This window comes from Prevotella dentalis DSM 3688 (assembly GCF_000242335.1).
In the GTDB taxonomy this organism is placed as follows: domain Bacteria; phylum Bacteroidota; class Bacteroidia; order Bacteroidales; family Bacteroidaceae; genus Prevotella; species Prevotella seregens.
Genome location: NC_019968.1, coordinates 994,746 through 1,017,393 on the forward strand (window position 1 = coordinate 994,746; position 22,648 = coordinate 1,017,393).

General features: G+C 61.1%; 21 protein-coding genes. 14 read left to right on the forward strand and 7 right to left on the reverse strand.

Going from position 1 to position 22,648, the window contains the following annotated elements:
• The first annotated feature begins 15 nt into the window (after positions 1–15).
• Positions 16–666, forward strand: coding sequence for an endonuclease III (gene nth, locus PREDE_RS11180; RefSeq protein ID WP_005847672.1), 651 nt, complete (start codon positions 16–18; stop codon positions 664–666).
• Between the two features lie 4 nt (positions 667–670).
• On the forward strand, positions 671–1,381 hold the full coding sequence (locus tag PREDE_RS11185) for a DUF2461 domain-containing protein (protein WP_005847670.1): 711 nt from the start codon (positions 671–673) through the stop codon (positions 1,379–1,381).
• Between the two features lie 102 nt (positions 1,382–1,483).
• On the opposite strand, the gene PREDE_RS11190 is transcribed toward PREDE_RS11185, so the two are convergent.
• Both PREDE_RS11190 and PREDE_RS11195 read right to left on the reverse strand, forming a co-directional pair.
• Positions 1,484–2,743: a clostripain-related cysteine peptidase gene (locus PREDE_RS11190; protein ID WP_005847669.1), complete on the reverse strand. Its 1,260-nt coding sequence runs from the start codon at positions 2,741–2,743 to the stop codon at positions 1,484–1,486.
• Between the two features lie 3 nt (positions 2,744–2,746).
• Positions 2,747–5,440, reverse strand: a complete 2,694-nt coding sequence (locus PREDE_RS11195) for a valine--tRNA ligase (RefSeq protein ID WP_015310498.1) — start codon at positions 5,438–5,440, stop codon at positions 2,747–2,749.
• A 146-nt stretch (positions 5,441–5,586) separates the two neighbouring features.
• On the opposite strand from PREDE_RS11195, the gene mazG reads away from it, so the two are divergent.
• From mazG to PREDE_RS11235, 8 genes are all read left to right on the forward strand, one after another.
• Positions 5,587–6,516, forward strand: a complete 930-nt coding sequence (mazG, locus tag PREDE_RS11200) for a nucleoside triphosphate pyrophosphohydrolase (protein ID WP_005847666.1) — start codon at positions 5,587–5,589, stop codon at positions 6,514–6,516.
• Positions 6,517–6,542: 26 nt separating this feature from the next.
• Positions 6,543–7,112 carry a lipocalin-like domain-containing protein gene (locus tag PREDE_RS11205; RefSeq protein ID WP_005847665.1) on the forward strand — a complete coding sequence of 190 codons (570 nt, stop codon included), beginning with the start codon at positions 6,543–6,545 and terminating at the stop codon, positions 7,110–7,112.
• Between the two features lie 36 nt (positions 7,113–7,148).
• A complete protein-coding gene (locus tag PREDE_RS11210; protein WP_005847663.1) occupies positions 7,149–8,063 on the forward strand; it encodes a ribonuclease Z in 915 nt (304 codons plus the stop codon).
• 408 nt (positions 8,064–8,471) lie between these two features.
• Positions 8,472–8,783 (forward strand): T9SS type A sorting domain-containing protein, encoded by a 312-nt coding sequence (locus PREDE_RS11215; RefSeq protein ID WP_005847662.1) that lies wholly within the window; start codon positions 8,472–8,474, stop codon positions 8,781–8,783.
• Between the two features lie 19 nt (positions 8,784–8,802).
• Positions 8,803–10,374, forward strand: coding sequence for a L,D-transpeptidase family protein (locus tag PREDE_RS11220; RefSeq protein WP_015310500.1), 1,572 nt, complete (start codon positions 8,803–8,805; stop codon positions 10,372–10,374).
• Between the two features lie 52 nt (positions 10,375–10,426).
• Complete coding sequence (locus PREDE_RS11225) at positions 10,427–10,942, forward strand: RNA polymerase sigma factor (protein WP_015310501.1); 516 nt, start codon at positions 10,427–10,429, stop codon at positions 10,940–10,942.
• A gap of 92 nt (positions 10,943–11,034) precedes the next feature.
• A complete protein-coding gene (locus tag PREDE_RS11230; RefSeq protein ID WP_005847657.1) occupies positions 11,035–11,466 on the forward strand; it encodes a hypothetical protein in 432 nt (143 codons plus the stop codon).
• A gap of 23 nt (positions 11,467–11,489) precedes the next feature.
• Complete coding sequence (locus tag PREDE_RS11235; RefSeq protein WP_005847655.1) at positions 11,490–11,921, forward strand: hypothetical protein; 432 nt, start codon at positions 11,490–11,492, stop codon at positions 11,919–11,921.
• A 119-nt stretch (positions 11,922–12,040) separates the two neighbouring features.
• Here the strand turns inward: PREDE_RS11235 and PREDE_RS11240 are convergent, their stop codons facing one another.
• From PREDE_RS11240 to uvrB, 4 genes are all read right to left on the reverse strand, one after another.
• Positions 12,041–14,386, reverse strand: a complete 2,346-nt coding sequence (locus tag PREDE_RS11240) for a putative porin (RefSeq protein WP_005847654.1) — start codon at positions 14,384–14,386, stop codon at positions 12,041–12,043.
• Positions 14,387–14,611, reverse strand: coding sequence for a hypothetical protein (locus tag PREDE_RS11245; protein ID WP_005847652.1), 225 nt, complete (start codon positions 14,609–14,611; stop codon positions 14,387–14,389). It abuts the gene before it with no gap.
• Between the two features lies 1 nt (position 14,612).
• Positions 14,613–15,281, reverse strand: coding sequence for a DUF4468 domain-containing protein (locus tag PREDE_RS11250; protein ID WP_005847651.1), 669 nt, complete (start codon positions 15,279–15,281; stop codon positions 14,613–14,615).
• A gap of 139 nt (positions 15,282–15,420) precedes the next feature.
• Positions 15,421–17,454 (reverse strand): excinuclease ABC subunit UvrB, encoded by a 2,034-nt coding sequence (gene uvrB, locus PREDE_RS11255; protein WP_005847649.1) that lies wholly within the window; start codon positions 17,452–17,454, stop codon positions 15,421–15,423.
• Between the two features lie 115 nt (positions 17,455–17,569).
• On the opposite strand from uvrB, the gene PREDE_RS11260 reads away from it, so the two are divergent.
• The 3 genes from PREDE_RS11260 (at position 17,570) to PREDE_RS11270 (ending at position 19,267) form a co-directional block, all read left to right on the forward strand.
• The gene (locus PREDE_RS11260; RefSeq protein WP_044127150.1) at positions 17,570–18,403 is read left to right on the forward strand and encodes an outer membrane protein assembly factor BamD; all 834 of its coding nucleotides are present in this window, start codon (positions 17,570–17,572) and stop codon (positions 18,401–18,403) included.
• Positions 18,404–18,473: 70 nt separating this feature from the next.
• A complete protein-coding gene (locus PREDE_RS11265; protein ID WP_005847646.1) occupies positions 18,474–18,812 on the forward strand; it encodes a DNA-directed RNA polymerase subunit omega in 339 nt (112 codons plus the stop codon).
• On the forward strand, positions 18,812–19,267 hold the full coding sequence (locus PREDE_RS11270; RefSeq protein ID WP_005847644.1) for a DUF4293 domain-containing protein: 456 nt from the start codon (positions 18,812–18,814) through the stop codon (positions 19,265–19,267). Before PREDE_RS11265 ends, PREDE_RS11270 begins: the two co-directional genes overlap by 1 nt.
• Positions 19,268–19,415: 148 nt before the next feature.
• Here the strand turns inward: PREDE_RS11270 and PREDE_RS11275 are convergent, their stop codons facing one another.
• Positions 19,416–20,897, reverse strand: a complete 1,482-nt coding sequence (locus tag PREDE_RS11275) for a tagaturonate reductase (RefSeq protein WP_015310503.1) — start codon at positions 20,895–20,897, stop codon at positions 19,416–19,418.
• A 239-nt stretch (positions 20,898–21,136) separates the two neighbouring features.
• Here PREDE_RS11275 and pyk point away from each other — a divergent pair, with 239 nt between their 5' ends.
• Positions 21,137–22,582, forward strand: a complete 1,446-nt coding sequence (pyk, locus tag PREDE_RS11280; RefSeq protein WP_005847640.1) for a pyruvate kinase — start codon at positions 21,137–21,139, stop codon at positions 22,580–22,582.
• The last annotated feature ends 66 nt before the right edge of the window (positions 22,583–22,648 follow it).

Below are 22,648 nucleotides of genomic sequence, written 5' to 3' on the forward strand. Positions count from 1 at the left end.
GAAAGCCTGCCTGTCATGACCCGCAAAGAAAGGTATCAGTACATCCTCGACTACTTCCGCAGGAACGCGCCCGACGTAGGCACAGAGCTGCAGTTCGGCTCGGCGTTCCAGCTGCTGTGTGCCACGCTGCTCTCGGCACAGTGCACCGACAAGCGCATCAACGAGGTGACGCCGGCCCTTTTCGCTCGCTACCCCACGGCGCGGGCCATGGCCCAGGCCGAGCCCGAGGACGTGTTGGAGTACGTTCACTCCGTGAGCTATCCCAATGCCAAGTCGCGCCACCTTGTCGAGATGGCGCGCATGCTCGTCAACAACTATGGCGGCGAGGTGCCCAGCGACCCCAAGGAACTGGTGAAACTGCCGGGCGTGGGACGCAAGACGGCCAACGTGCTGCAGGCTGTATGGTTTGGAAAGGCTACGATGGCCGTAGACACGCACGTCTATCGTGTGTCGCACCGACTCGGTCTGGTGCCTCGCACGGCCAACACGCCGCTCAAAGTGGAGCAGCATCTCATGCGCGACATTCCGGCCGCCGACATTCCTTCGGCCCACCACTGGCTGCTGCTCCACGGCCGATATGTGTGCCAGAGTGCGCGGCCCAAGTGCGGGGAGTGCCCGTTCGACACCGTGTGCCCCAAGCGGCTGGAGGGGAGTAAACTCGAATAGACCCATGGAAACCCAACGCATCATGAAGTTCCTGCAGGACGTGGCGGCCAACAACAACCGCCCTTGGTTCCAGGAACACAAGTCCGAATACCAGGCGGCCCGCGACTCGTTCGACGCCGGCGTGGACAAAGCCATCGCTGCCATTGCCGCCTTCGACCCCTCCGTGGGGCACCTCACGGCCAAGGACTGCACCTATCGCTTCTATCGCGACACGCGGTTCTCGCCCGACAAGTCGCCCTACAAGCGCCACTTCGGCGCCTATATCTCGGCCAAAGGCAAGAAGAGTCTGCACGCAGGCTACTACCTCCACGTGCAGCCGGGCCAGTGTTTGCTGGCTGTTGGCGCCCACTGGCTGCCTACCAACATCCTCACTGCCATGCGCAATGAGATCATGGGAAACATTGGCGAGTGGCTCAAGTGCGTGGAGAACGGCCAGTTTATCAAGGCTTTCGGCTATGCCAACGACTCCGAATGGAGCGACGACCACGCCGCCCCCAAAGGCTTTGGCATAGCCCGACTGAAGAAGGCTCCCAGGGATTTCCCCAGCGATTACGAGCATCTGCACTATCTGAAAATGAAAGATTACTGTGCGTGGCACGTGGTGCCCGACGACTTTTTCGACGGCGAGGCATGGCCGAAAGAGATGGTAAAGATACTCAAGACAGGCAAGCCGATGATGGATTTCACCAACAACGTCATTGATGACTACGAATAAACAACGGCGGGCGGCAAGTGTTCACAACACTTGCCGCCCACTTTCTTTTCAACCGGGCGGCCGCAAACATGGCCGCCCGGCCTTGTTTTTATGCCCCTTGCCTTAGTGCGTGGCTTTCCACCACCCGGTTTTCTCCCTGCCTTTCAGGGCCACCGGATGGCGGCTGGGGTCGGAGACGGTGAGTCCCGAGTAGCTTTTCACCTTTATATATAAGGGGGCTGCATAGAGGTACGAGTAGAGCGTATCTGTGGCGGCCTTGGCTTTCACCACCTCGTCGAGTCGCGAATGGAAGTCGCTCAGCAGGGTGGTGTTCGGGCAAAGATGGTCTGCATAGTCGCCCAAGTCGTAGAACAGGGGCGTATTGAAGCCGTCGAGCACTTGTAGGCTGTCTGCCAGTGAGTCGGCCAGCGCATAGCGTTGGTTGATCTGCCGCATCATGGCGGCCAGGCCGTCCACCTTGCGGCAGTCGATGGCCGACAGGGCGCCGTAGGGATAGGCGTAGGTCGAGTAGAACGTGTGGAACGCCGAAACGGCCGTCTTATAGTTGGGCGTGGCCGAGGCCAGTGCGCTCCACATGGTCTGATAAGGAACTCCCAGGGCCAGCACCTCCGAGGTGGAGGCGATGAGATAGTTGGTGGCCTGGCGCAGTTCGTAGGCTGTCTCGACGTTGGCCATGTAGCAGTCGTCGAAGAGAATGTACTGCATCTTCAGTCCGGCTCCCCGGATGCCGTCGGCCAGCGTCGGCACATCGATGCCGTAGGCCTTGTCGCCCACGCTGCCGAAAAACCGGGTCGTGGGCCAGACCGCGCCCCCGCCCATGCCCTTGGCCCCGGCGGCGGCCTCCTGTTTCTGCCCGGGAACCAGCACGTTGCGCTTGGCCTGGAAGGGATAGTTCTCCCAATCGGCCTTGTAGGTCCAGCCGCATCCGTGGCAGCCCACCATCATGGCGTAGTTCAGTGCGGGGGCGTTGGCCTTCACGTCGTTGAGTATTTGCGTGATGCCGGCCGCCGTGGTGTAGTCGTTGCCCGCGTAGGTCTTGATGGGTGTGTGCACGATTTTGCCGCCCGTGTAGCCCACCTCGTAGAGCTCAGACTGCCTGGCCGCCGTGCTGATAAACACCATCAGCCGTCCCTGCAGCCGCTTGGCCTTCAGGATGGCCCCCTCGATGCTGTCGAGGTTTTGCCGGAAAACCGGATAGAGGCCGCTGCTGGACTCCGTACCCGACCAGGGCATGAAGACCAGAATGGTCTGTTTGTTGATGTCGTTCACGGAGGGCGCCTCCTTGTTGTCGCACGCCGAGAACAGCTGTGCGCCGACCAGAGAGAGCACCAACACGACGAGGCCCAGGAACGATTTCTTCATGGTTTACTTGTTTTTCAGCGCAGCCAGCGACTCTTTCAGCGCGGCAATCTTCTCCTCGGAATCGCTTTGCTTCTTGCGTTCGCGGGCCACCACGGCCTCGGGGGCGTGGGCCACGAAGTTCTCGTTGGCCAGTTTCTTGCGGATGCCGGCCAGGAATCCCTCGAGGTGCTGCAGTTCTTTCTCTTGCTTCTCTATCTCGGCGGCCACGTCGATGAGGTCGCCCACGGGCACGGCAAACTCGTCGGTGCCCACCATGAAGGCGCTGGCATCGGCCGGTTTCTCGGCCACGGTCTCGACGGTCTTCAGGTTGGCCATCTTCGTCATCACGCTGCCGTAGGCCCCGAAGCGGTTGCTGCCGATGGCCAGCAGGTCGAGCTGCTCTTTCGGGGCGATGTTCTTCTGGTTGCGAACCATGCGCACCCCCGACACCACCTGCTTCACCTGCTCTACGTCGGCCAGGAGTTTCAGCTCGGCTTCGGTGGGTGCGCCCATCTGCAGCGTGGCCTTCATGATGCTCTCGCCCGGCTTGCGGTCGAGGATGTGCTGCCACAGTTCCTCGGTGATGAACGGCATGAACGGATGCAGCATCTTGAGCAAGTCGTCGAAGAAACGCAGCGTAGCGTCGTAGGTCAGGCGGTCGATGGGCTTGCCGTACTCGGGCTTCACTATCTCCAGATACCAGCTTGAGAACTCGTCCCAGAACAGTCGGTACACCGTCATCAGGGCCTCGGAGATGCGGTAGCCCTTGAACTGCTCGTCCATCTGGGCGTTCACCTCCTTGAGCTTGGCCTCGAACCAGGCCACGGCGAGGCGGTTTTCCTCGGGCTGCGCGGCGTCTGCCGTCTGCCATCCCTGCACCAGGCGGAAAGCATTCCATATCTTGTTGTTGAAGTTGCGGCCCTGCTCGCACAGGCTCTCATCGAAGAGAATGTCGTTGCCGGCCGGTGCCGAGAGCATCATGCCCATGCGCACGCCGTCGGCGCCGAACTTCTCGATGAGCTGAAGAGGGTCTGGCGAGTTGCCCAGACTCTTGCTCATCTTGCGTCCCAGCTTGTCGCGCACGATGCCCGTAAAGTACACATGCTTGAAGGGGAACGTGCCGCGGTACTCGTATCCGGCCATAATCATGCGGGCCACCCAGAAGAAAATGATGTCCGGGCCCGTCACCAGGTCCGACGTGGGATAGTAATACCGTATCTCCTCATTGTCGGGATGGTTCACGCCGTCGAAGACGGAGATGGGCCAAAGCCACGACGAGAACCACGTGTCCAGGCAGTCGCTCTCCTGCTCCAGGCCGTCGGCCGTGAGGGCCGGGTTCTGCCGGCGTGCCTCGGCCAGGGCCTTGTCGGCCGTCTCGGCCACCACGCAGGCATTCTTTCCCTCGGCGTCTTTGAAGTAGTAGGCCGGGATGCGGTGTCCCCACCACAGCTGGCGCGAGATGCACCAGTCCTTGATATTCTCCAGCCAGTGGCGGTAGGTGTTCTTGTATTTCTTGGGATAGAACTCGATGTCGTCGTCCATAACAGGGGCCAGCGCAATGTCGGCGAAGTGCCGCATCTTGAGAAACCACTGCGTGGAGAGCTTCGGTTCGATGGGCACGTTGGTGCGCTCGGAGAAGCCCACCTTGTTGTCGTAGTCCTCAACACGCTCCATCAGTCCCTCGGCCTCCAGGTCGAGGGCGATCTGCCGACGCACGTCCATGCGGTCTTGACCCACGTACATGCCCGCGGCCTCGGCCATCGTGCCGTTGTCGTTGAAGATGTCTATGGTCTGCAAGCCGTGCTTGAGGCCCAGCGCGTGGTCGTTCACGTCGTGCGCGGGAGTCACTTTCAGGCAACCCGTGCCGAACTCCACGTCCACATACGAGTCCTCGATGACGGGAATCACGCGGCCCACGCGGGGCACCACCACGTGCTTGCCGCGCAGCCAAGTGTTCTTCACGTCGTCGGGATTGATGCACATCGCCGTGTCGCCCATGATGGTTTCAGGGCGTGTGGTGGCCACCACGGCATAGTATCCGCGGCCGTCGCGGTGCATCACGTTGCCCTCATCCCTGCGCTCCACCGAGGCCTGGTCCTCGGGTGCCACGTAGTATTTCAGGTAGTACAGCTTGGAATGCTCGTCCTTGTACACCACCTCCTCGTCCGAGAGTGCCGTCTGTGCCTGCGGATCCCAGTTCACCATGCGCACGCCGCGGTAGATATAGCCCTTGTTGTACAGGTCCACGAACACCTTGATGACGCCCTCCGAGCGGGTCTCGTCCATGGTGAAGGCCGTGCGGTCCCAGTCGCACGAGCAGCCCAGCCTGCGCAGCTGCTTCAGGATGATGCCTCCGTGCTCGCGCGTCCAGTCCCAGGCATGCTCGAGAAACTGCTCTCGTGTCAGGTCGGTTTTCTTGATGCCCTGCTCGGCCAGACGGGCCACCACCTTAGCTTCGGTGGCTATCGAGGCGTGGTCGGTGCCGGGAACCCAGCACGCATTCTTGCCCTCCATGCGGGCGTGGCGCACCAGAATGTCCTGAATGGTGTTGTTCAGCATGTGGCCCATGTGGAGCACACCAGTCACGTTGGGTGGCGGAATCACCACCGTGTAGGGCTCGCGCCCGTCGGGTTTAGAACTGAAGAGCTTGTTGTCGAGCCAATACTCGTACCATTTCGACTCCACCTCTTTGGGGTCGTACTTGCTTGCTAATTCCATGTATGTTGGTTGTCTTTTCGTATATTTATCCTTGCCGAGGCCGCATCGGCGCTTTCGCATGCGGGCGAAAACGGCCTTGTCGGCCCACAAAAACACCGCAAAATTACGAATTTATCCCCGAAAACCCGTAACTTTGCATCAAAAAGATGATGCAACAATCCGGCAAACCCCAAGCCCGGCACAGCCGGGCTGAGATGCTGGCCGCCTTTGGCCGGCTGCTCGACGTGCAGTACCGTCTGCGCCGCGAGTGCCCCTGGGACCGCAAACAAACCATGGCGAGCCTGCGCCCCAACACCATCGAGGAGGTGTTCGAGCTGGCCGACGCCCTGCAGCACGGCGACCTCCGCGAGGTGATGAAAGAGCTGGGCGACGTGATGGAGCACGTGGTGTTCTACGCCATGATAGGTGCCGAGGCCGGGGCCTACGACATGGCCGACGTGTGCAACCGGGAGGCCGACAAGCTGATGTTCCGCCATCCTTTCATCGACTGGAGCCGCAGCGAGGGCGACTGGGGCATCGACAACGCCCCGTTCGCCGTGGACAACCCCGCCATGACGATGAACGCGCAGGGCCAGGTGGTCTACAAGGCCGACGGCGAAACCCTTGGCGACAAGCCCGGCACGGCCGGCGAGGTGGAGCAAACGTGGGAACAAATCAAGCAGCGCGAGCGCGACGGCAACAAGAGTGTGCTCAGCGGCGTGCCCGCTGCACTGCCCGCTCTCATCAAGGCCTACCGCATACAGGACAAGGCCCGCAACGTGGGATTCGACTGGCAACAGAAAGAAGACGTGTGGGACAAGGTGCGCGAGGAGCTGGGCGAGCTCGAGGCCGAGCTGCGGCGCGGCGACCGCGAGCGTTCCACCCACGAGCTGGGCGACTTCCTCTTCAGCGTCATCAATGCCGCGCGCCTCTACCGGCTGAACCCCGACAACGCGCTGGAGTCGACCAACCGCAAGTTCATCTCGCGCTTTGGCTACATCGAACGCCAGGCCAAGGCTGCGGGCAAGGCCCTCAGCGAACTGACGCTCGGCGAGATGGACGCGCTCTGGAACGAAGCCAAGGCGCAGGAAAAATGAAGACAAACCCCTAAATACATGCAACGATGAAACAGGTAACTATCTGCGCCTTGGCCCTGCTGGCCCTGGCTTTTGTGGTGGCCGGCTGCCGCAACACGCCGTCGCGCGGCGACCGCGGCGGGGCCGACAGCACCCTCCTGGCCGACACCGCGGCCGACTCCACCGTCTACGGCGTGTGCGGCGAGGGCACGGCCATGCACACGCTCGAGCTCATTACCGACGCCGGCGACACGCTCCGCTACGTGCTGGGCGAGGACGAAGACGGGCGGCAGGACGTGCAGGGCGGGCTGCTCGTGGGCGACAGGCTGGCCGTTATCGAGGGCCAAGCCGTCGACGGCGACCCCACGGCGCGCCGCGTCATCAACCTCACCACGCTGCTGGGCAAGTGGACCAGCCTGGACAAGAACTTTGAAATCCTCGAGGGCGGCGTGGTCAAGTCGAGCGTCAAGGCCGAGCGCAACCCCTGGACCAGCTGGAAAATCCTCAACGGCCAGCTGCTGCTCAACCGCGACACGTTCAACATCGGCCATCTGGGCAGCGACTCGCTCTATCTGGAAAACCGCGAAGGCATCTTCGTCTACAAGCGTCAGAAATAAGCGGCGGCCCCGTCGTCGGGGCGCGCTTCACGGCTTATGGAACCATTCAAAATACATATTCTGGGCTGCGGCAGTGCGCTGCCCACGCTGAAGCACTACGCCTCCGCCCAGGTGGTGGAGCTGCGCGGCAAGTTCTTCATGGTCGATTGCGGCGAGGGCACGCAGATGCAGCTGCGGCGGTCGCACGTGGGCTTCACCAAGATACAGGCCATCTTCATTTCCCATCTGCACGGCGACCACTGCTTCGGGCTGCCCGGCCTCATCTCCACCTTCGGCATGCTGGGGCGCACGGCCCCGCTCCACGTCTACGGCCCGGCCGCCTTGGGGCCCATGCTCGACGCGGTGTTGAGGCAGTTCTGCACGGGGCTCGAGTTCACGGTGGAGTTCCATGCCGTCGCCACCACGCGGCAGCAGGTGGTCTACGACGACCGCAGCCTTACCGTGGAGTCCGTTCCCCTGCGCCACCGCATCGCCTGTTGCGGCTACCTCTTCCGCGAGAAGCCCACGCTGCCCCACATCCGCCGCGACATGATCGACTGCTTCGAGATTCCCCTGAGCCAAATCAACAACATCAAGAACGGGGCCGGCTGGACCACACCCGACGGTCTTTTCATCCCCCACGACCGGCTCACGCTGCCCGCCGCCCCGCCCCGGGCCTATGCCTATTGCAGCGACACGCGCTACATGCCCACGTTGCACGAGGCCGTCGAGGGCGTGAATCTGCTCTATCACGAGTCCACCTACGACGCGGCCCACGCCGACCGCGCCCGCCTCTACCACCATTCCACGTCGGTTCAGGCGGCCACCGTGGCCCGCGACGCCCACGTGGGGCGGCTCCTCTTGGGCCATTTCAGCGCACGCTACGACGACGAGACGCTGCTGCTGCGCGAGGCCCAGGCCGTCTTCCCCAACACGTTGCTGGCCAATGAGGGGCTGGTGGTCAGCGTGTAGGGCCGGCCTTTTGTTCCGTCTTTCGGCCGCCCGCATTTTCTTTACGCCGTCTTCGCCCTGCGATGACGGCGTTTTCGCGTCGCGTTTGCGGCGTGTTCGTGGGGCGTTTGCGGCGTGTTCGTGGGGCGTTTGCGGCGTGTTCGCGGGGTGCCGGCGGCGTGTTCGCAACGCCGCTGCGGCATGGACGAATCTGCACGCCCACGCACTTCGCGGGCGGCAAGCGCGCCGCGGCGGGAATCGCACCGGGCCATGCCGCCGAGTTGACAACCGACACCCGACAGGGCGGGGGCTGAAAGTATTGTGTAGCGCACGTTAAATATTCTTAACCGAGCGAAGAAAGGAGGGGGCAATCGGGAGATTTTCACCGCAATCTGCTATCTTTGCAAGTGGATCCAAAAGCAAACGCGTATGTGCAAAAAGATATTTTTCACCCTCTTGCTAACCCTGCTCGCCGCCGCCGTGCCGCTGCGGACGACGGCCGCTCCCGCCGTGGAAATCATCGAGAACGACCTGCCTTCAGTGGTCATTTCGGTGTCGAGCGAGTCGGTGCTCCACGTGTCGGGAGCTGCAGGACAGACGCTTTCCATCTACAATGTGACGGGATTGTGCGTGATGAACGTCAAGGTGGACAGCTCGGAAAAGAGCTATCCGCTCAACCTGCCCAAGGGCTGCTACATCGTCAAGGTGGGCAAGGTGGTGAGAAAGATTTCCATTCGATGAGCCGATTGGCGTTGCCGCTTTGAAGTACCCATGCTCGTGGGTGCTCCTGTTGCTCGTGGTGGGGCTGTTGCAGTCGTGCCATGACAAGGAGCCCAACCCCAACCGCAACCTGTCGCTGGCCGACTTTGCCACGCTGTCGGCCCCGGCCTACCGGCTCAACTCCCACCGCATCCGTGAAGAAATAGACCGTCTGGCTGCCGCCGACCGCGACTCGATGGCGGCCGACCAGCGCACGCGTGCCTACTATGCCGGCCGCAGTCCCTTGGTGTGGATAGACCGCAAGGGGCTCGACAGCAGGGCCGACAGCGCGGTGGCCCACCTGCAGGGCGTGGCGCGCATGGGGTTCAGCCGCCGCCGCTTCCGCCTGCCCCAGATCGAGGCCGACCTGAAACGGGCCCGCGAGCTGCGCTTCGACGACGGCGACAACCGCATCAACCGGGTGATGGCCCGGCTGGAATACAACCTCACGAAAGCCTACCTGCGCTATGCCGCCGGACAGCAGTTCGGCTTTGTAAACCCTACCTACGTCTTCAACCGGCTCGACGTGCACGACAGCGACTCCGTGCACCCGACCTACCGCACGCTCTTCGATCTGAAGATGCGCCACGCCACGCGTGCCTTCTTCCGCGAGGCCCTGCACAAGGCAGGGACTGACAGCGTGGGCCCTTTCCTTGCGGAGGCCGAGCCGCAGGACGCATTCTACCACCGGCTGCGGGCCCGGCTGGACAGCGGCCCCGCCCCGGCGCCCGACCGCGTGCGGCTGCTGGTGAACATGGAGCGGTGCCGATGGCGGCTGGCCGACCGGCCCCAGGCCCACCGCAAATACGTGCTGGTGAACATTCCCTCGTACCATCTGCTTGCCGTAGACGGCGACGAGACGATGACCATGCGCGTGGCCTCGGGCACCATGGCCACCAAAACGCCGGTCATGGCCAGCCGCGTGCAGCGCATGGACATCAATCCCCAGTGGGTGATGCCGCGCAGCATCGTGCGCAAGAGCATCCTGCCGCATGCCGGCGACACGGGCTACTTCCGCCGTCACCGCTACTTTGTGCGCCAGCGCAGCACGGGGCGCGTGGTGGAGCCGGGGCTCGTCACCCGCGGAATGCTGCTCGACGGCGACTACTTGGTGATACAGGAGGGCGGCGAGGGCAACGCCCTGGGCCGCATCATCTTCCGTTTCGACAACGGCCTTTCCATCTTCCTGCACGACACTTCGTCGCGCAATGTGTTTGCGCAGACCGACCGCGGCGTGAGCCATGGCTGCGTGCGCGTGGAGCGACCGCTGGACCTGGCCGTGTTCATGCTGGCCCGCAAGGACGAGCAACTCATCGACCGCATACGCTATTCGATGGCGGCCGACGTGTCGCCGCTGGGCAAGCGACGCAGCGAGCTCACGCCTGAGATGCAGACCGTGAGCGACACACTCGACCGCCGCAGGCTGGTGGGCACGGTCAAAGTGGAGCCCGCCGTGCCGATATTCCTCTATTACTTCACGCTCTACCCCGACCCCGACGGCCGCATCGAGGCCTTTGCCGACGTGTATGGCTACGACCGCGTGATCTACGACATTCTGAAAAACTATCTCTAATCCCACCCCGACCCGCAACGTGAGCGAGACCGACGAACAGCAAATCATCCGGATGCTGGCCGACCCCGGCCGGCGGCGACAGGGCTTCGAGGCCCTCGTGGCCCGCTATGGCGAGCCGCTCTACTGGAAGATTCGCCGCATGGTGCTCTCGCACGACGATGCCGACGACGTGCTGCAGAACACGCTGCTCAAGGCGTGGAGCCGGCTCGACACCTTCGAGAACCGCTCGCGGCTCTCCACTTGGCTCTACCGCATCGCCGTGAACGAGTCGCTCGACTTCCTGCGCCACCGGCGCGTGGTGCAGCAGGTGAGCGCCGATGCCGACGAGACGGTGGCCGCACAGCTGCTGGCCGACGAGTGGTTCGACGGCGACGAGACCCAGGCACGCCTCCAGGAGGCCGTGGCCACGCTGCCCGACGTGCAGCGCACGGTGTTCAACCTGCGCTATTTCGACGAGATGAAATATGCGGAGATGAGCCGTCTGCTCGGCACCAGCGAGGGGGCGCTCAAGGCCAGCTACCACTTGGCCGTGAAGAAAATCACGGCCTATCTCGAGGGCCACGGCTGACGCCCGCGGGGTGGCGATCGGAAAATTCGGGCGCGCGGGATTAAACTTTCCCAAGCGCCGAACGTCAAAAGGACAAAAGGAGACAAGCCAATATGGACAGAGAAGAAAAACGCTTGACCGAAATGCTGGGCCGGCAGACGCCTTTCCGGGTGCCTTCGGGCTATTTTGACGACCTGCCCTCGCGGGTGATGCGGCAGCTGCCCGAGGGGGCCGACACCGCGCCGGAACAGGCCGCTGCGACTCCCGAAACCGTTGTGGGCGGCGGGCGGCGGGCCCGCACGGCAGCCCTGCGACCCACCCTGTGGCGGCGGCTGCACCCGGCCGTGGTGGCTGCGGCCAGCGTGTGCGTGGCCGTGTTCAGCCTCGAAGTCTACCTGCATGGCGGCGGGGGCAAGCCCTCCGCCCAAGGCAGCGCCGCGCCCGAGGCCCCGGCACAGGCCTCCTACTCGGCTATGGACGCCATGGCCGACTATGCCATGCTCGACACCGAAGACCTGTACAAGTATATGGTCGATACTGATTGAAACCCCTAAACCCCGTGTAGTCTATGATTTGGAAGAGAATATTGATGGTCTGGGCCGTCGTGGCGGTCATGCTTCCGGCGGTTGCCCAGGAGGGCCCGAAGTTCGACCCGCGGCAGTTTGAGGCCGACCTTGAACAGTTTGTCACCACCGAGGCCGGGCTGTCGCCGCAGGAGGCGGCCGTTTTTTTTCCGGTCTACAAGGAGATGCAGCAGAAGCAACGCGTGCTGTTTGGCAAGATGCGGCAGTACCGGCATACCGACACACGCGACGACAAAGCCAGTCTTGAGGCCATCCGCGCGTGCGACGAGATAGACCTGCAAATCAAGAAGTTGCAGCAACAATACCATGCCCGGTTCTGCAAGGTGCTGCCGGCGGGCACCGTGCTGCGCATCATCAAGGCTGAGGAAAAGTTCCATCGGCAGGCTTTCCGCCGCATGGCGCGCCGCCAGCATTGAACAAACTGTGGCGTGGGACGGCCCGATGCCCCCACGCCACGGCGCATGATGGCCGGCGGCTCCCTGTGGGAGTGCCGGCTTGCGCCCCTTGGCCATTATGGCCGGGGGGCTTTTTCGTATCAGTTGTAGAAGTTCCAGCTCAGGCCGAAGCGGATGGTGCTGCCGTTGAGCGGGTAGTGGGGAGCCAGGAAATAGTTCTTCTTGCCGCTGCCCGCATTGGCATGACTCATCATGACGAAGAAGCGCGTGTGCTGCAAGTGGAAGTTGGCATAGACGTTCACGATGGGATAATTGCCCACCTTGACCTTGCTCTCGTTGCCTTGTAGGGCGTACTGACCGATGCCGGGCACATACTCGGGGGCGGTGTACGACGTGAAGTAGCGGGCGTCACCACCGAAGTCACACTTCAGCACGCGGGCTATCTTGAAGCGCAAATAAAGGTTGGTGTAGACGTTGATGGTGGGTGCGGGCAGCACGTCGTCGTCGGTCGACTTCTGGAAAGTCACCACGCTCTCCCAGTTGAGCGGGCCGAAAGTGAGGTCCTGCGCCAGCTCGGCGGTGAGCAGACTGATGGCGCCGCTCTTCTGTTTCACGGCGAGCGCATTGTAGAGCCGGCCACTGCTGCTCGTGGTATAGGTGGCGGCGAAGTAGGCATGGTTCCGCAGTTCGTCGACGGCCACGCGCAGCGTGGTACGCGTCTTGCGGTAGCGCAGGATGCCCTGCAGGCGCAGGTGGTCGGTCATGGAGAGGCCGTCGTTGTCCCACCAGTAGTGGCGGCTCTGGTAGTGGCGGTAGTAGAAGCCGGGCTTCTCGCGGTGGTAGAATCCCGTGGCGGCCAGCGTCATGGTGTCGCCGAGCAGCGGGAAGTTCAGGTCGGCCCCGCCGTCGAGGTGCAGCTCGCCGGCGTTGATGCCGGCAATGCCGAACTCGGCGAGGGCGTGGTAGTGTACGGTGCGGCCCGCTGTCTTGCCCAATTGTCCGCCCACACTGACGGCATTCTCATTCCACGAGCGGTCGCCGGTGGCGTCGGGCAGCGTGAAATGGCGCAGCTCGTGGGTGAGGAAGCCCTTGAGTCCGGCCTTGGCCCACTTGTTGAAGCCCTCGAGCAGTGACACGGCAAAGGTGTTGCGCAGGCTCCAGTGGCGCGTCTGGTCGTAGATGGAATCGCCCGGCAGCTTCTCCTGCACGGTGAATTTGTCCAGATAATAGTTGGCGGGGGTGGCATAAGCCTCGTAGATACGGCGGTAGCTGTTGAGTTCGGCGGTGTGGATAAAGCTCGTTACCGGCACGTATTCCGTCTTGAGCCAGGCGGTGTCTTCTGCCGCTTTTTTCGCGGCGGAAAGCAGGCTGTCGGCCGTGGCTTTGCTGTCAACGGCGATGCGTTGGCCGGCTGTCGGGCCGACGGTGGCCGAGTCGGGGTGGGCAGGGCCCTCGGCAATGCGTGCTCCGTCGGGCCGTCCGGCAAAGGTGGCGGGGGCCTTGAGGTCCTGCGTGCTCGGCTTGCGGCCCTGCTTGCGGGCGGTCTTGGCGGCCTCGTCGCGGGCCTGGCGGTCGGCCGACTCCTGCTGTGAGGCCATGGCGAACTTGCGGGCGTCGATCTCCTCCTGCGTCATGCGCACCTTGCGGGTGAAGCCCAGACTGTAGCGTTGCGTGAGGAAGACGTGCTGGTTGTCGTTGCGGTTCCAGTTGGAAGAGAGCATGGTTGGGATCTCCGAGGTCTGGAAATTTTCGTTGAACGACTCGGGATGGGTGATGTAGTTGTCGTCGGAAATGCCGCCGTTCTCCGTCACTTTCTGGTGGTTGGTCGAGAGCAACAGGTGTGCCTGATACCGGTCGCCGATGTACGATCCGTACATGGTGTAGTTGAAATGAGACGTGGATTGGTTGCTGTAATAGCCGCGGCCGTAGAGATAATCGAACTTGAAGCCCGCGCCGATGCGCCTTCCCGCGTTCACGCCGAACTTGGCCGTGAAGTGGTCTTCGCCGTTGGTGCGGTCGCCGCAAGTGTTGTAACTGATGTTGGTGAAAGGCGACAACGTATTGGTGAAGCGGAACGAATCGGGTGCGACGATGAAGAAATCGTAGGGGTTGGTGAAGATAAACTGGCGGTCGTTCTCCCGTCGGTCTATGAGGATGCGGGCCTGGCGGGGTGCGCCGAGGTTGCCCGTGGTGTTGTATTCACCGCGTAGCCCGGAGGTGAAGATGGTGTTCATGAACATGTGCGACAGCGTGTCGAGGGGTGCCGCTTGCCGGTCGCCGAAGCGCCTGTCCACGGTCCACATGTGCAGTCCCTTGGGAATCTCTTTGTCCGAGCCCAGTGAGTCGGCGTTGTTGCGCCGCTGGTTCGGAGTGGTGAGCGTCCCGTTTTCGTCTATCTGGTTATACCCCCCGTCTCGGGTTTCCAGCTGCGCCAGGGCAGGAAACACGGTCGGGAGGAGGAGGAACAAAAGGAGGATTTTCTTCATTTAGTGCAAAAAGCGTAGGGCGCACTCCACAATCTTGAAGACCATGGCCGCCAGAATAACGATCGTGCCGACTGTGTGGTCGCTGAAAAAATAGAGCGCCACGCCCACGACGGCCCCCAGCATGAAGACGAGGTTGAGCCAGTTGCGCAGTCGGATAAAGGGGTCGCGTGGTGCGTCGTCCGCGTTGCGGCGGCGACGTTGGAGGTAAGAATTTTCGTTTTCCATGTCAGTAAGCCACGCCGACGGCCTTGCAGAGGTAGTCGAAAAGATGGTCCTTGCGGTCTATTGTCTTGCGTCTGAACTTGGCGCAGAACTTGTTGAGCTTGTCCTTTTTCTTGTTCAACGCCACCTGATCGCTGATCCATTCCTCGGCCTTGGTGTCGAGACCGCCGTTGGTGTCCTCGCGCTCTTTCTCGTATTGGTAGCCCAGACGCTCCATGGTCACCTTGAGATGGCCGTCGGTTGCCTTGACAATCAGGGTGTAAAGAAAGACGGTACGGTCGAGCGAGAGAAAGGTATTCTGGAACACCAGCCACTCTTTGAAGCGGGCGGCAATGGTGTGTTCGTCCTTGTTCACCGCGGCAATCTTGCTCGTGGGAAACTGGTCGGGCTCCTTGACAAGGGCCTGGAGGGCGTCGAAAGTCTTCTGATAAATCTCGTCTGCACCCATGCCCGGCACGTCTTTGTCGAGGGTAAAGACGATGCGTCCGTCCACTTCGGGCACGGCTCCGGCCAGATATTTCGGGTCTTCGACCTTCTTGTGGGTCTCGAAGAGGGCCTTTTTCTTCTGCTGGGATTGCGTCTGCCGGGTATCTTCTTGTGGAACTTCCCACGTATTCTGTGCCATGCCTGTCATCGGGAGGCATGCCAGGAGGGCGATAATGATCCTTTTCATTGCCTGTATTTCTGGTTTAACGGTTAGCAAAATTACGAATTTCCGTGGTATAAACGACGGTTGGCCCGCATTTTAACTTTTGTTATTGGCTGTGCCGCTGCGGCTTGTCGGTCGTGGGTTCGGCCGTTAAGGGCGCGGGTTACTTGAGTTCCAGCTGGGCCTGCAAGCGCAGAATCTCGTCGCGGTACTGGGCGGCCTGGATGAAGTCGAGGTCGCGGGCGGCCTGCTCCATGAGGGCCTTCGTGTCGGCAATGCTCTTTTCCAGTTCGGGCCGCGTCATGCGTTTCACAATCGGGTCGGCGGCAAAGGCGGCGCTGTCGGGCTCCAGATACACCTGCTGAGCCTGTCGGCGTTCGGGCCGTTCGTAGTCCGCGCCCTGGCTGGTGGGCAGCATTCCCTTGATGTCCTTCACGATCTGGCGGGGCGTGATGCCGTGCTCTTCGTTGTATTTCAGCTGGATGCTGCGCCGTCGGGCCGTCTCGTCGATGGTGCGCTGCATGCTCTCGGTGACGGTGTCGGCGTACATAATGACCTTGCCGTTCACGTTGCGGGCGGCCCGTCCGGCCGTCTGCGTCAGACTGCGGTGGCTTCGCAGGAACCCCTCCTTGTCGGCATCGAGGATGGCTACGAGCGACACCTCGGGCAGATCGAGGCCCTCGCGCAGCAGGTTCACGCCCACGAGCACGTCGTAGAGACCGGCGCGCAGGTCGTTCATAATCTTTACACGGTCCAGCGTGGCGATGTCGCTGTGGATGTAGTTGGCCCTCACGTCGTGGTTGAGCAGGTATTCCGTGAGCTCCTCGGCCATGCGCTTGGTGAGCGTGGTGACGAGCACACGCTCGCCTTTACGGCTTCGTGTCACGATCTCGTCGAGCAAATCGTCTATCTGATTTTCGGACGGACGTATCTCGATCTCTGGGTCGAGCAGCCCTGTAGGACGGATGAGTTGTTCCACTACCACGCCCTCAGATTCCTGCAATTCGTAGTTGGCCGGCGTGGCCGAGACGTAGATCACCTGATGAAGCAGGTCGTGGAACTCCTCGAAGCGCAGCGGCCGGTTGTCGAAAGTGGCGGGCAGCCGGAAGCCGTACTCCACGAGATTCTGCTTGCGTGCCCGGTCGCCGCCGTACATGGCACCGATTTGCGGCACGCTCACATGGCTTTCGTCGATGACCATGAGATAGTCTTTCGGGAAGAAGTCGAGCAGGCAATAGGGCCGCTGGCCGGGCTCGCGGCCGTCGAAATAGCGCGAGTAGTTCTCGATGCCCGAGCAGTGTCCCAGCTCCTTAATCATCTCCATGTCGTACTCCACGCGCTCCTTGATGCGCTGTGCCTTGATGTTATCGCCCAGTTCGACGAAGTGATCGACCTGCGTCACCAGGTCGTCCTGGATGTGGCGGATGGCACTTTCAGTCTGTTCCTTGCTGGTGACGAAGAGGTTGGCGGGGTAAATCTGATACTCGTCAAAGCGTTGCAGCGTGTGCATCGAGAGGGCATCCACCTCCTCGATGCTGTCTATCTCGTCGTCCCACCACGTCACCCGCAGCACGTAGTCGCTGTAGGCCATGGCGATATTGACCGTATCTCCCTTCACCGAGAAGTTGCCGCGCTGCAGCTCTATGTCGTTGCGCACGTACAAAGCATTGACTAGCCGCCGCAGGAAATCGTTGCGGTCGAGCCGCTGTCCGCGCCTGATGGGAATGATGCTCTCCTGCATGGCCACCGGCCCGCCCATGCCATAGATGCACGATACCGACGAGACCACGATCACATCCCTGCGTCCCGACAGCAGGTCGCTCACGGCGGCGAGCCGCAGTTTGTCGATTTCCTCGTTGATGGCAAGGTCTTTTTCTATGTAGGTATCGGTGGTGGGCAGGTAGGCCTCCGGCTGATAATAGTCGTAATAAGACACATAATAGTCCACCGCATTGTCGGGAAAGAAGCCCTTCATCTCCTCGTAGAGCTGGGCGGCGAGCGTTTTATTGTGGCTCAGCACCAGTGTGGGCATGCCCGCCTGGGCTATTACGTTGGCCACGGTGAACGTCTTGCCCGAGCCCGTCACGCCGAGCAGCACCTGCGCCGGGTCGCCGCGGCGCACGCCTTCGGCCAGTTGGGCGATGGCCTGGGGCTGGTCGCCGGTGGGCTTGTATTTAGAAGTCAGCTTGAAATCCATGGGAATGCAAAATTACGAAAAAACTGTTTTCGCGTCCCTTTTTTCACTAAAAATAACGATGCCACCTTTGCAAATCAAAGAAATATGCGTAATTTTGCACGTCAAAAGACAGGATATGAAGAAAACCGTAACCGTTGCTTTATCCGCCCTTCTCCTTTGCACCAGTTGTGCCAAGGAGTTCAACCAGGTGTACAAATCCCAGGACTGGCGTTACAAATACGAGTATGCCAAGGAGTGTTTTGCCCAGGGCAAGTACACCCGCGCCACCACTTTGCTTCAGGAACTCATCGTTCAGGAGAAAGGAACGCCCGATGCAGAGGAGAGCCTCTACATGCTGGCCATGGCCGAATATTGCAGTCGCGACTACGAGACGGCGGCCGAGGCTTTCAAGCGTTACGTGAAGACCTATCCGCGTGGCGTCTATGCCGAGCAGGCCTCCTACTACGTGGGGCAGAGCCTCTACATGAGCACGCCCGAGCCCCGGCTCGACCAAAGTGAGACGGTGAGGGCCATCTCGGCCTTTCAGGAGTATCTGGACATCTATCCGGACGCCCGTATGAAGGAGCTGGCGCAGCAGCGACTCTTCGCCCTGCAGGACAAGTTGGTGGAGAAAGAACTGCTCTCTGCCCGGCTCTACTACGACCTCGGGTCCTACTTCGGCAACTGTTTCAGCGGCGGAAACAACTATGAAGCCTGCATCGTGACGGCCCAGAACGCCCTGAAAGACTATCCCTACACCTCCAAGCGCGAGGACTTTGCCGTGCTCATCATGAAGAGCAAGTACGAGTTGGCCCAGCAAAGCATCGAGGCCCGAAAGCTGGAACGCTTCCAGGATGCCGAGGACGAGTGCTACGGTTTCATCAACGAATATCCTGATTCCAAGGAAAGAAAGCACGCCGAAGAGTACATCGAGAAGTGCAAGAAGGTCACTTCCACGGCGCAGGAATAGGCTCCTGCCTCTCCCGAGGCCGCCTCTACGGCCTGCCGGCAACGCCAAAATTTAAAACCCAACAATAGACATGGATTACAAAAAGTCAAAAGCTCCGGTCAACACCGTCACCCGAAACATCATGGATCTCTGTGACGAGACGAACAACATTTACGAGAGTGTGGCCATCATTGGCAAGCGCGCCAACCAGATTTCTACAGAGATCAAGCAGGATCTGAACAAGAAACTGGCCGAGTTCGCCTCCTACAACGACTCGCTCGAAGAGGTGTTCGAGAACCGTGAGCAGATAGAAATCAGCCGTTACTACGAGAAACTGCCCAAGGCCACGCTGCTGGCCACGCAGGAATTTATCGAGGGCAACGTGTATTGGCGCGACCCCTCGCAGGATAACCAGACGGAGCAGGCCTGATGATTCAGCGCAAACAGACCCTCTTTCTGCTGCTGGCCCTGGCATGCGTCATCGTTTGCCTGTGTCTGCCGGTGGCCACGCTGGAGCCCAAAGCCATGGGCGAGGGCGTGCGTTGGTATAGCCTGGGGCTGTATTCGGGCAGGGGCTTCGACCCCCATCCGCTGCCTTTTGTCGACCTGGTGGTGGTGGGCTCGCTGACGCTTATCAGCATTTTCCTCTATCGTCGGCGCCCTGTTCAGATGGCGTTGTGCACGGCCAACATCGTGCTCTGCCTGGCCTGGTATGCCGCCTTTGCCGGCTACTGGTTCCTGGGGTCGGTGGATTCGGCCTCCACGTCGCTGCGCGTTCACTTTGCTTTCTGCCTGCCCTTGGTGGCCGTGGTGCTGCTGGTGCTGGCGCGTGCCGGGGTGAAAGCCGACGAGAAGCTGGTGCGGTCAATGGACCGCATACGTTGATTGGCGGCCCGCGCGGGGCGTGTTCCTGCGGGCAAAAACCATAAGGGGTGCCACAACGAGGCCCCGTTTCAACCATCATCCCGTCCGGATCGTTGCGTCCGGACGGGATGATTGTTTTTGGTGGACGGGTTTTTGTGTTATCCGTTTCCTACAGAATGGTCTTCACGGCCTCGAGCATTCCCTTGGCCTGAATGAGGTCGAGGTACTCCTTGACCAGTGCGGCGAGGCCGGGAACAGTCTGGTTGAGGTTCTCTTTCCACACGTAGTCGAAGGCCAATACGCCCTCGGCCACCTGCCGCGTGTCGCCCGTGGCCCAGAGTTCGGCCAGCCGGGCCATGATTTTCGGGTCGTCGTTGGGCACGATGGCTGTGCCGTCGGCGCGCTGTCCACCTTTATAATAGGTGATGATGGCGGCCAGTCCGAACACCAGCCCCTTGGGCAGCTCGCCCTTGCGCTCCAAGTAAATCTTCACGCCGGGCAGGTCGCGCGTTTCGTATTTGGGGAAGCTGTTGAGCATGATGCTCGTCACCTGATGGTCCACAAACGGGTTCTCGAAGCGTTCGAGCACGTCGGCGGCAAACTGTCTGAGCTCTTCCATGGGCAGGTCGAGCGTCTGCATGAGCTCGTCGAATTGCACTTTGTGGATGTACTTGCCCAGTACGGGGTGCTCGCATGCGTCGCGCACGATGTCCACTCCGCTAAGGAATGTCACCGGCGAGAGCACGGTATGAGGGCCGTTGAGCAGGGTCACCTTGCGGGCATGGTAGGGCTTTTCGTTGTCGGTGATGAGCACATGCAACCCGGCTTTTTCGGCAGGGAACTCGGCCTTGAGCTGTTCCACGGTCATGTTCTCGGCCTTCTCGATGACCCAAAGGTGGAAGCTCTCGGCCTTGACCACGAGGTTGTCGCGGTAGCAAATCTTCTGCTGGATGTCCTGAATGGTGTCGCGCGGGAAGCCCGGCACGATGCGATCCACGAGCGTGGCGCACACGTAGCAGTGGCGTGTGAACCACGTTTTGAAGCCCTCGTAGTCGTCGCCCAGGTCGTTTTTCCAGAGTTCGATGTACTGATAGATGCACTTCTTGAGGTGGTGGCCGTTGAGGAAGATGAGCTCGCAGGGCATCAGAATCATGCCCTTGGTGGGGTCTCCGCCGAAGAACTTGTAGCGGTGGAACAGCAGCTGCACCAGTTTGCCGGGATAGCTGGCGGCCGGAGCGTCGCTGAACTTGCAGCTCTCGTCGAAGGCAATGCCGGCCTCGGTGGTGTTGGAAATGATAAACCGCATCTCGGGCTGCTCGGCCAGGGCCATGAAGGCCTGGTTCTGCGTGTAGGGATTGAGGGCCCGACTGATGACGTCGATGCGGGTGAGCGTGTCCACGGGCCGGCCGTTCTCCTTGCCCTGCAGGTTCACATGGTACAGGCAGTCCTGGCCGTTGAGCCAGTCGGCCATGCCCCGTTCGATGGGCTGCACCACCACCACCGACGCGTTGAAGTCGGTCTTCTGGTCCATGTTGTAGACAATCCAGTCTACGAAGGCGCGCAGGAAGTTGCCCTCGCCAAACTGAATGATACGCTCGGGCATGGCGCTTTTCGGTGCCGTGCGCTTGTTGAGTGCTTGCAATGCTTTCATGATTTGTCTTGAATATGATGTTGTTTCTGAATGGAATTGTCGATGCTGCGCTTTCAAAGTCGCTGCAAAGTTAAGCAAATAAACCGCAGGTCGGCACGCCGCCGCACATTAATTGCACGTAAACCTTTGCGTGCCCGATTTTATTTTGCGCCGTAAAGGCCGTTCTGCGAAATTTTAAGTACCTTTGCAAGAGTATTCAGACATCAATCGTTATCTCCCCAAATAATCCCCTTGGAATTATGAAACAGACAAAGATAGTTTGCTCCATCAGCGACCGCCGCTGCGACGTGGACTTCCTGCGCAAGTTGTTTTTTGCAGGCATGAACGTGGTTCGGATGAACACCGCCCACGCCACACCCGACGGTATCCGCACCATTATCCGCAACGTGCGGGCCGTGTCGCCCCACATCGGCATCCTCATCGACACCAAAGGCCCCGAGGTGCGCACCACCGGCGTGGAGGCACCCATCGAGTACAAGACGGGCGACGTGGTGAAAATCTTCGGCCGTCCCGGCATGGACAGCAGCCACGACATCGTGAATCTCTCGTTCCCCGACATTGCCAGCGACGTGAAAGTGGGCGACGACATCCTCTTCGACGACGGCGCCATCGACATGAAAGTGACCGACATTGTGGGCCCGACGGTCTTCACCCGCGTCACCAACGACGGCGTGCTGGGCGCCCACAAGAGCGTGAACGTGCCCGGCGAGCACATCAATCTGCCTGCACTCACCGAGAAAGACCGCCGCAACATCCTGCTCGCCATCGAGGAGGACATCGACTTCATAGCCCACAGCTTCGTGCGTTCGGCCGCCGACGTGAAGGCCGTGCAGGACATTCTCGACGAGCATCACTCCGACATCAAGGTCATCTCCAAGATAGAAAACCAGGAGGGCGTGGACAACATCGACGAGATTATCGACGCCAGCTACGGCATCATGATTGCCCGCGGCGACCTGGGCATCGAGGTGCCCGTGAAGCAGATACCCGGCATCCAGCGCATGATTATCCGCAAGTGCGTGCAGAAGAAGAAGCCCGTCATCGTGGCCACACAGATGCTCCACACCATGATTGGCAATCCGAGGCCCACGCGCGCCGAGGTGACCGACATTGCCAACGCCATCTATTCCAACACCGACGCCCTGATGCTCAGCGGCGAGACCGCCTCGGGACGCTATCCGGTGGAGGCTGTCGAGACCATGTCGGCCATTGCAGAGCAGGCCGAGAAAGACCGGCAGAACTTCGGCGAGCACTACGAAGTGCCCCTGAACGACAACTGCACGCAGAAGGAGTTCCTGGCCCACGCCGCCATCGAGTCGTCGCGCCATCTGGGCGTGGCCGGCATCATCACCGACTCCGAGACGGGCGAGACGGCCCGCGACCTGGCTGCTTTCCGCGGCCCCAAGCCCATCCTGGCCATCTGCTACAAGGAGAAGACGCAGCGATGGCTCAACCTTTCCTACGGCGTCATCCCCATTTACCAGAAAGACCACGTCTCGTCCGAGTACATGTTCTCGGCTGCCCTGCGCATGTTGAGGCAGAAAGGCTACATCCAACCCGACGACAAGATAGCCTACCTTTCCGGTTCGTTCGGTGAGGGCGGCGGCACCACGTTCCTCGAAATCAACAACGTGGGCAAGGTGTTCGACAACGATTACCAGTTCCACCTGCCCGACAAGAAGTAGGCGCGGCGGCCCCGCAGCGCGCCGGCCCCTTGGTGGCGGCGCGGCGCAGGGCTGGAGACGGTGCCG

Excerpts from the sequence above, each read along its gene's own strand:
- PREDE_RS11235 (WP_005847655.1), top strand. The coding sequence starts at position 11,490 with ATGATTTGGAAGAGAATATTGATGGTCTGGGCCGTCGTGGCGGTCATG.
- pyk (WP_005847640.1), top strand. The coding sequence starts at position 21,137 with ATGAAACAGACAAAGATAGTTTGCTCCATCAGCGACCGCCGCTGCGAC.
- PREDE_RS11265 (WP_005847646.1), top strand. The coding sequence starts at position 18,474 with ATGGATTACAAAAAGTCAAAAGCTCCGGTCAACACCGTCACCCGAAAC.
- PREDE_RS11205 (WP_005847665.1), top strand. The coding sequence starts at position 6,543 with ATGAAACAGGTAACTATCTGCGCCTTGGCCCTGCTGGCCCTGGCTTTT.
- PREDE_RS11275 (WP_015310503.1), bottom strand. The coding sequence starts at position 20,897 with ATGAAAGCATTGCAAGCACTCAACAAGCGCACGGCACCGAAAAGCGCC.
- PREDE_RS11185 (WP_005847670.1), top strand. The coding sequence starts at position 671 with ATGGAAACCCAACGCATCATGAAGTTCCTGCAGGACGTGGCGGCCAAC.
- PREDE_RS11250 (WP_005847651.1), bottom strand. The coding sequence starts at position 15,281 with ATGAAAAGGATCATTATCGCCCTCCTGGCATGCCTCCCGATGACAGGC.
- PREDE_RS11195 (WP_015310498.1), bottom strand. The coding sequence starts at position 5,440 with ATGGAATTAGCAAGCAAGTACGACCCCAAAGAGGTGGAGTCGAAATGG.
- mazG (WP_005847666.1), top strand. The coding sequence starts at position 5,587 with ATGATGCAACAATCCGGCAAACCCCAAGCCCGGCACAGCCGGGCTGAG.
- uvrB (WP_005847649.1), bottom strand. The coding sequence starts at position 17,454 with ATGGATTTCAAGCTGACTTCTAAATACAAGCCCACCGGCGACCAGCCC.
- PREDE_RS11225 (WP_015310501.1), top strand. The coding sequence starts at position 10,427 with ATGCTGGCCGACCCCGGCCGGCGGCGACAGGGCTTCGAGGCCCTCGTG.
- PREDE_RS11270 (WP_005847644.1), top strand. The coding sequence starts at position 18,812 with ATGATTCAGCGCAAACAGACCCTCTTTCTGCTGCTGGCCCTGGCATGC.
- PREDE_RS11215 (WP_005847662.1), top strand. The coding sequence starts at position 8,472 with ATGTGCAAAAAGATATTTTTCACCCTCTTGCTAACCCTGCTCGCCGCC.
- PREDE_RS11245 (WP_005847652.1), bottom strand. The coding sequence starts at position 14,611 with ATGGAAAACGAAAATTCTTACCTCCAACGTCGCCGCCGCAACGCGGAC.
- nth (WP_005847672.1), top strand. The coding sequence starts at position 16 with ATGACCCGCAAAGAAAGGTATCAGTACATCCTCGACTACTTCCGCAGG.
- PREDE_RS11190 (WP_005847669.1), bottom strand. The coding sequence starts at position 2,743 with ATGAAGAAATCGTTCCTGGGCCTCGTCGTGTTGGTGCTCTCTCTGGTC.
- PREDE_RS11260 (WP_044127150.1), top strand. The coding sequence starts at position 17,570 with ATGAAGAAAACCGTAACCGTTGCTTTATCCGCCCTTCTCCTTTGCACC.
- PREDE_RS11210 (WP_005847663.1), top strand. The coding sequence starts at position 7,149 with ATGGAACCATTCAAAATACATATTCTGGGCTGCGGCAGTGCGCTGCCC.
- PREDE_RS11230 (WP_005847657.1), top strand. The coding sequence starts at position 11,035 with ATGGACAGAGAAGAAAAACGCTTGACCGAAATGCTGGGCCGGCAGACG.
- PREDE_RS11240 (WP_005847654.1), bottom strand. The coding sequence starts at position 14,386 with ATGAAGAAAATCCTCCTTTTGTTCCTCCTCCTCCCGACCGTGTTTCCT.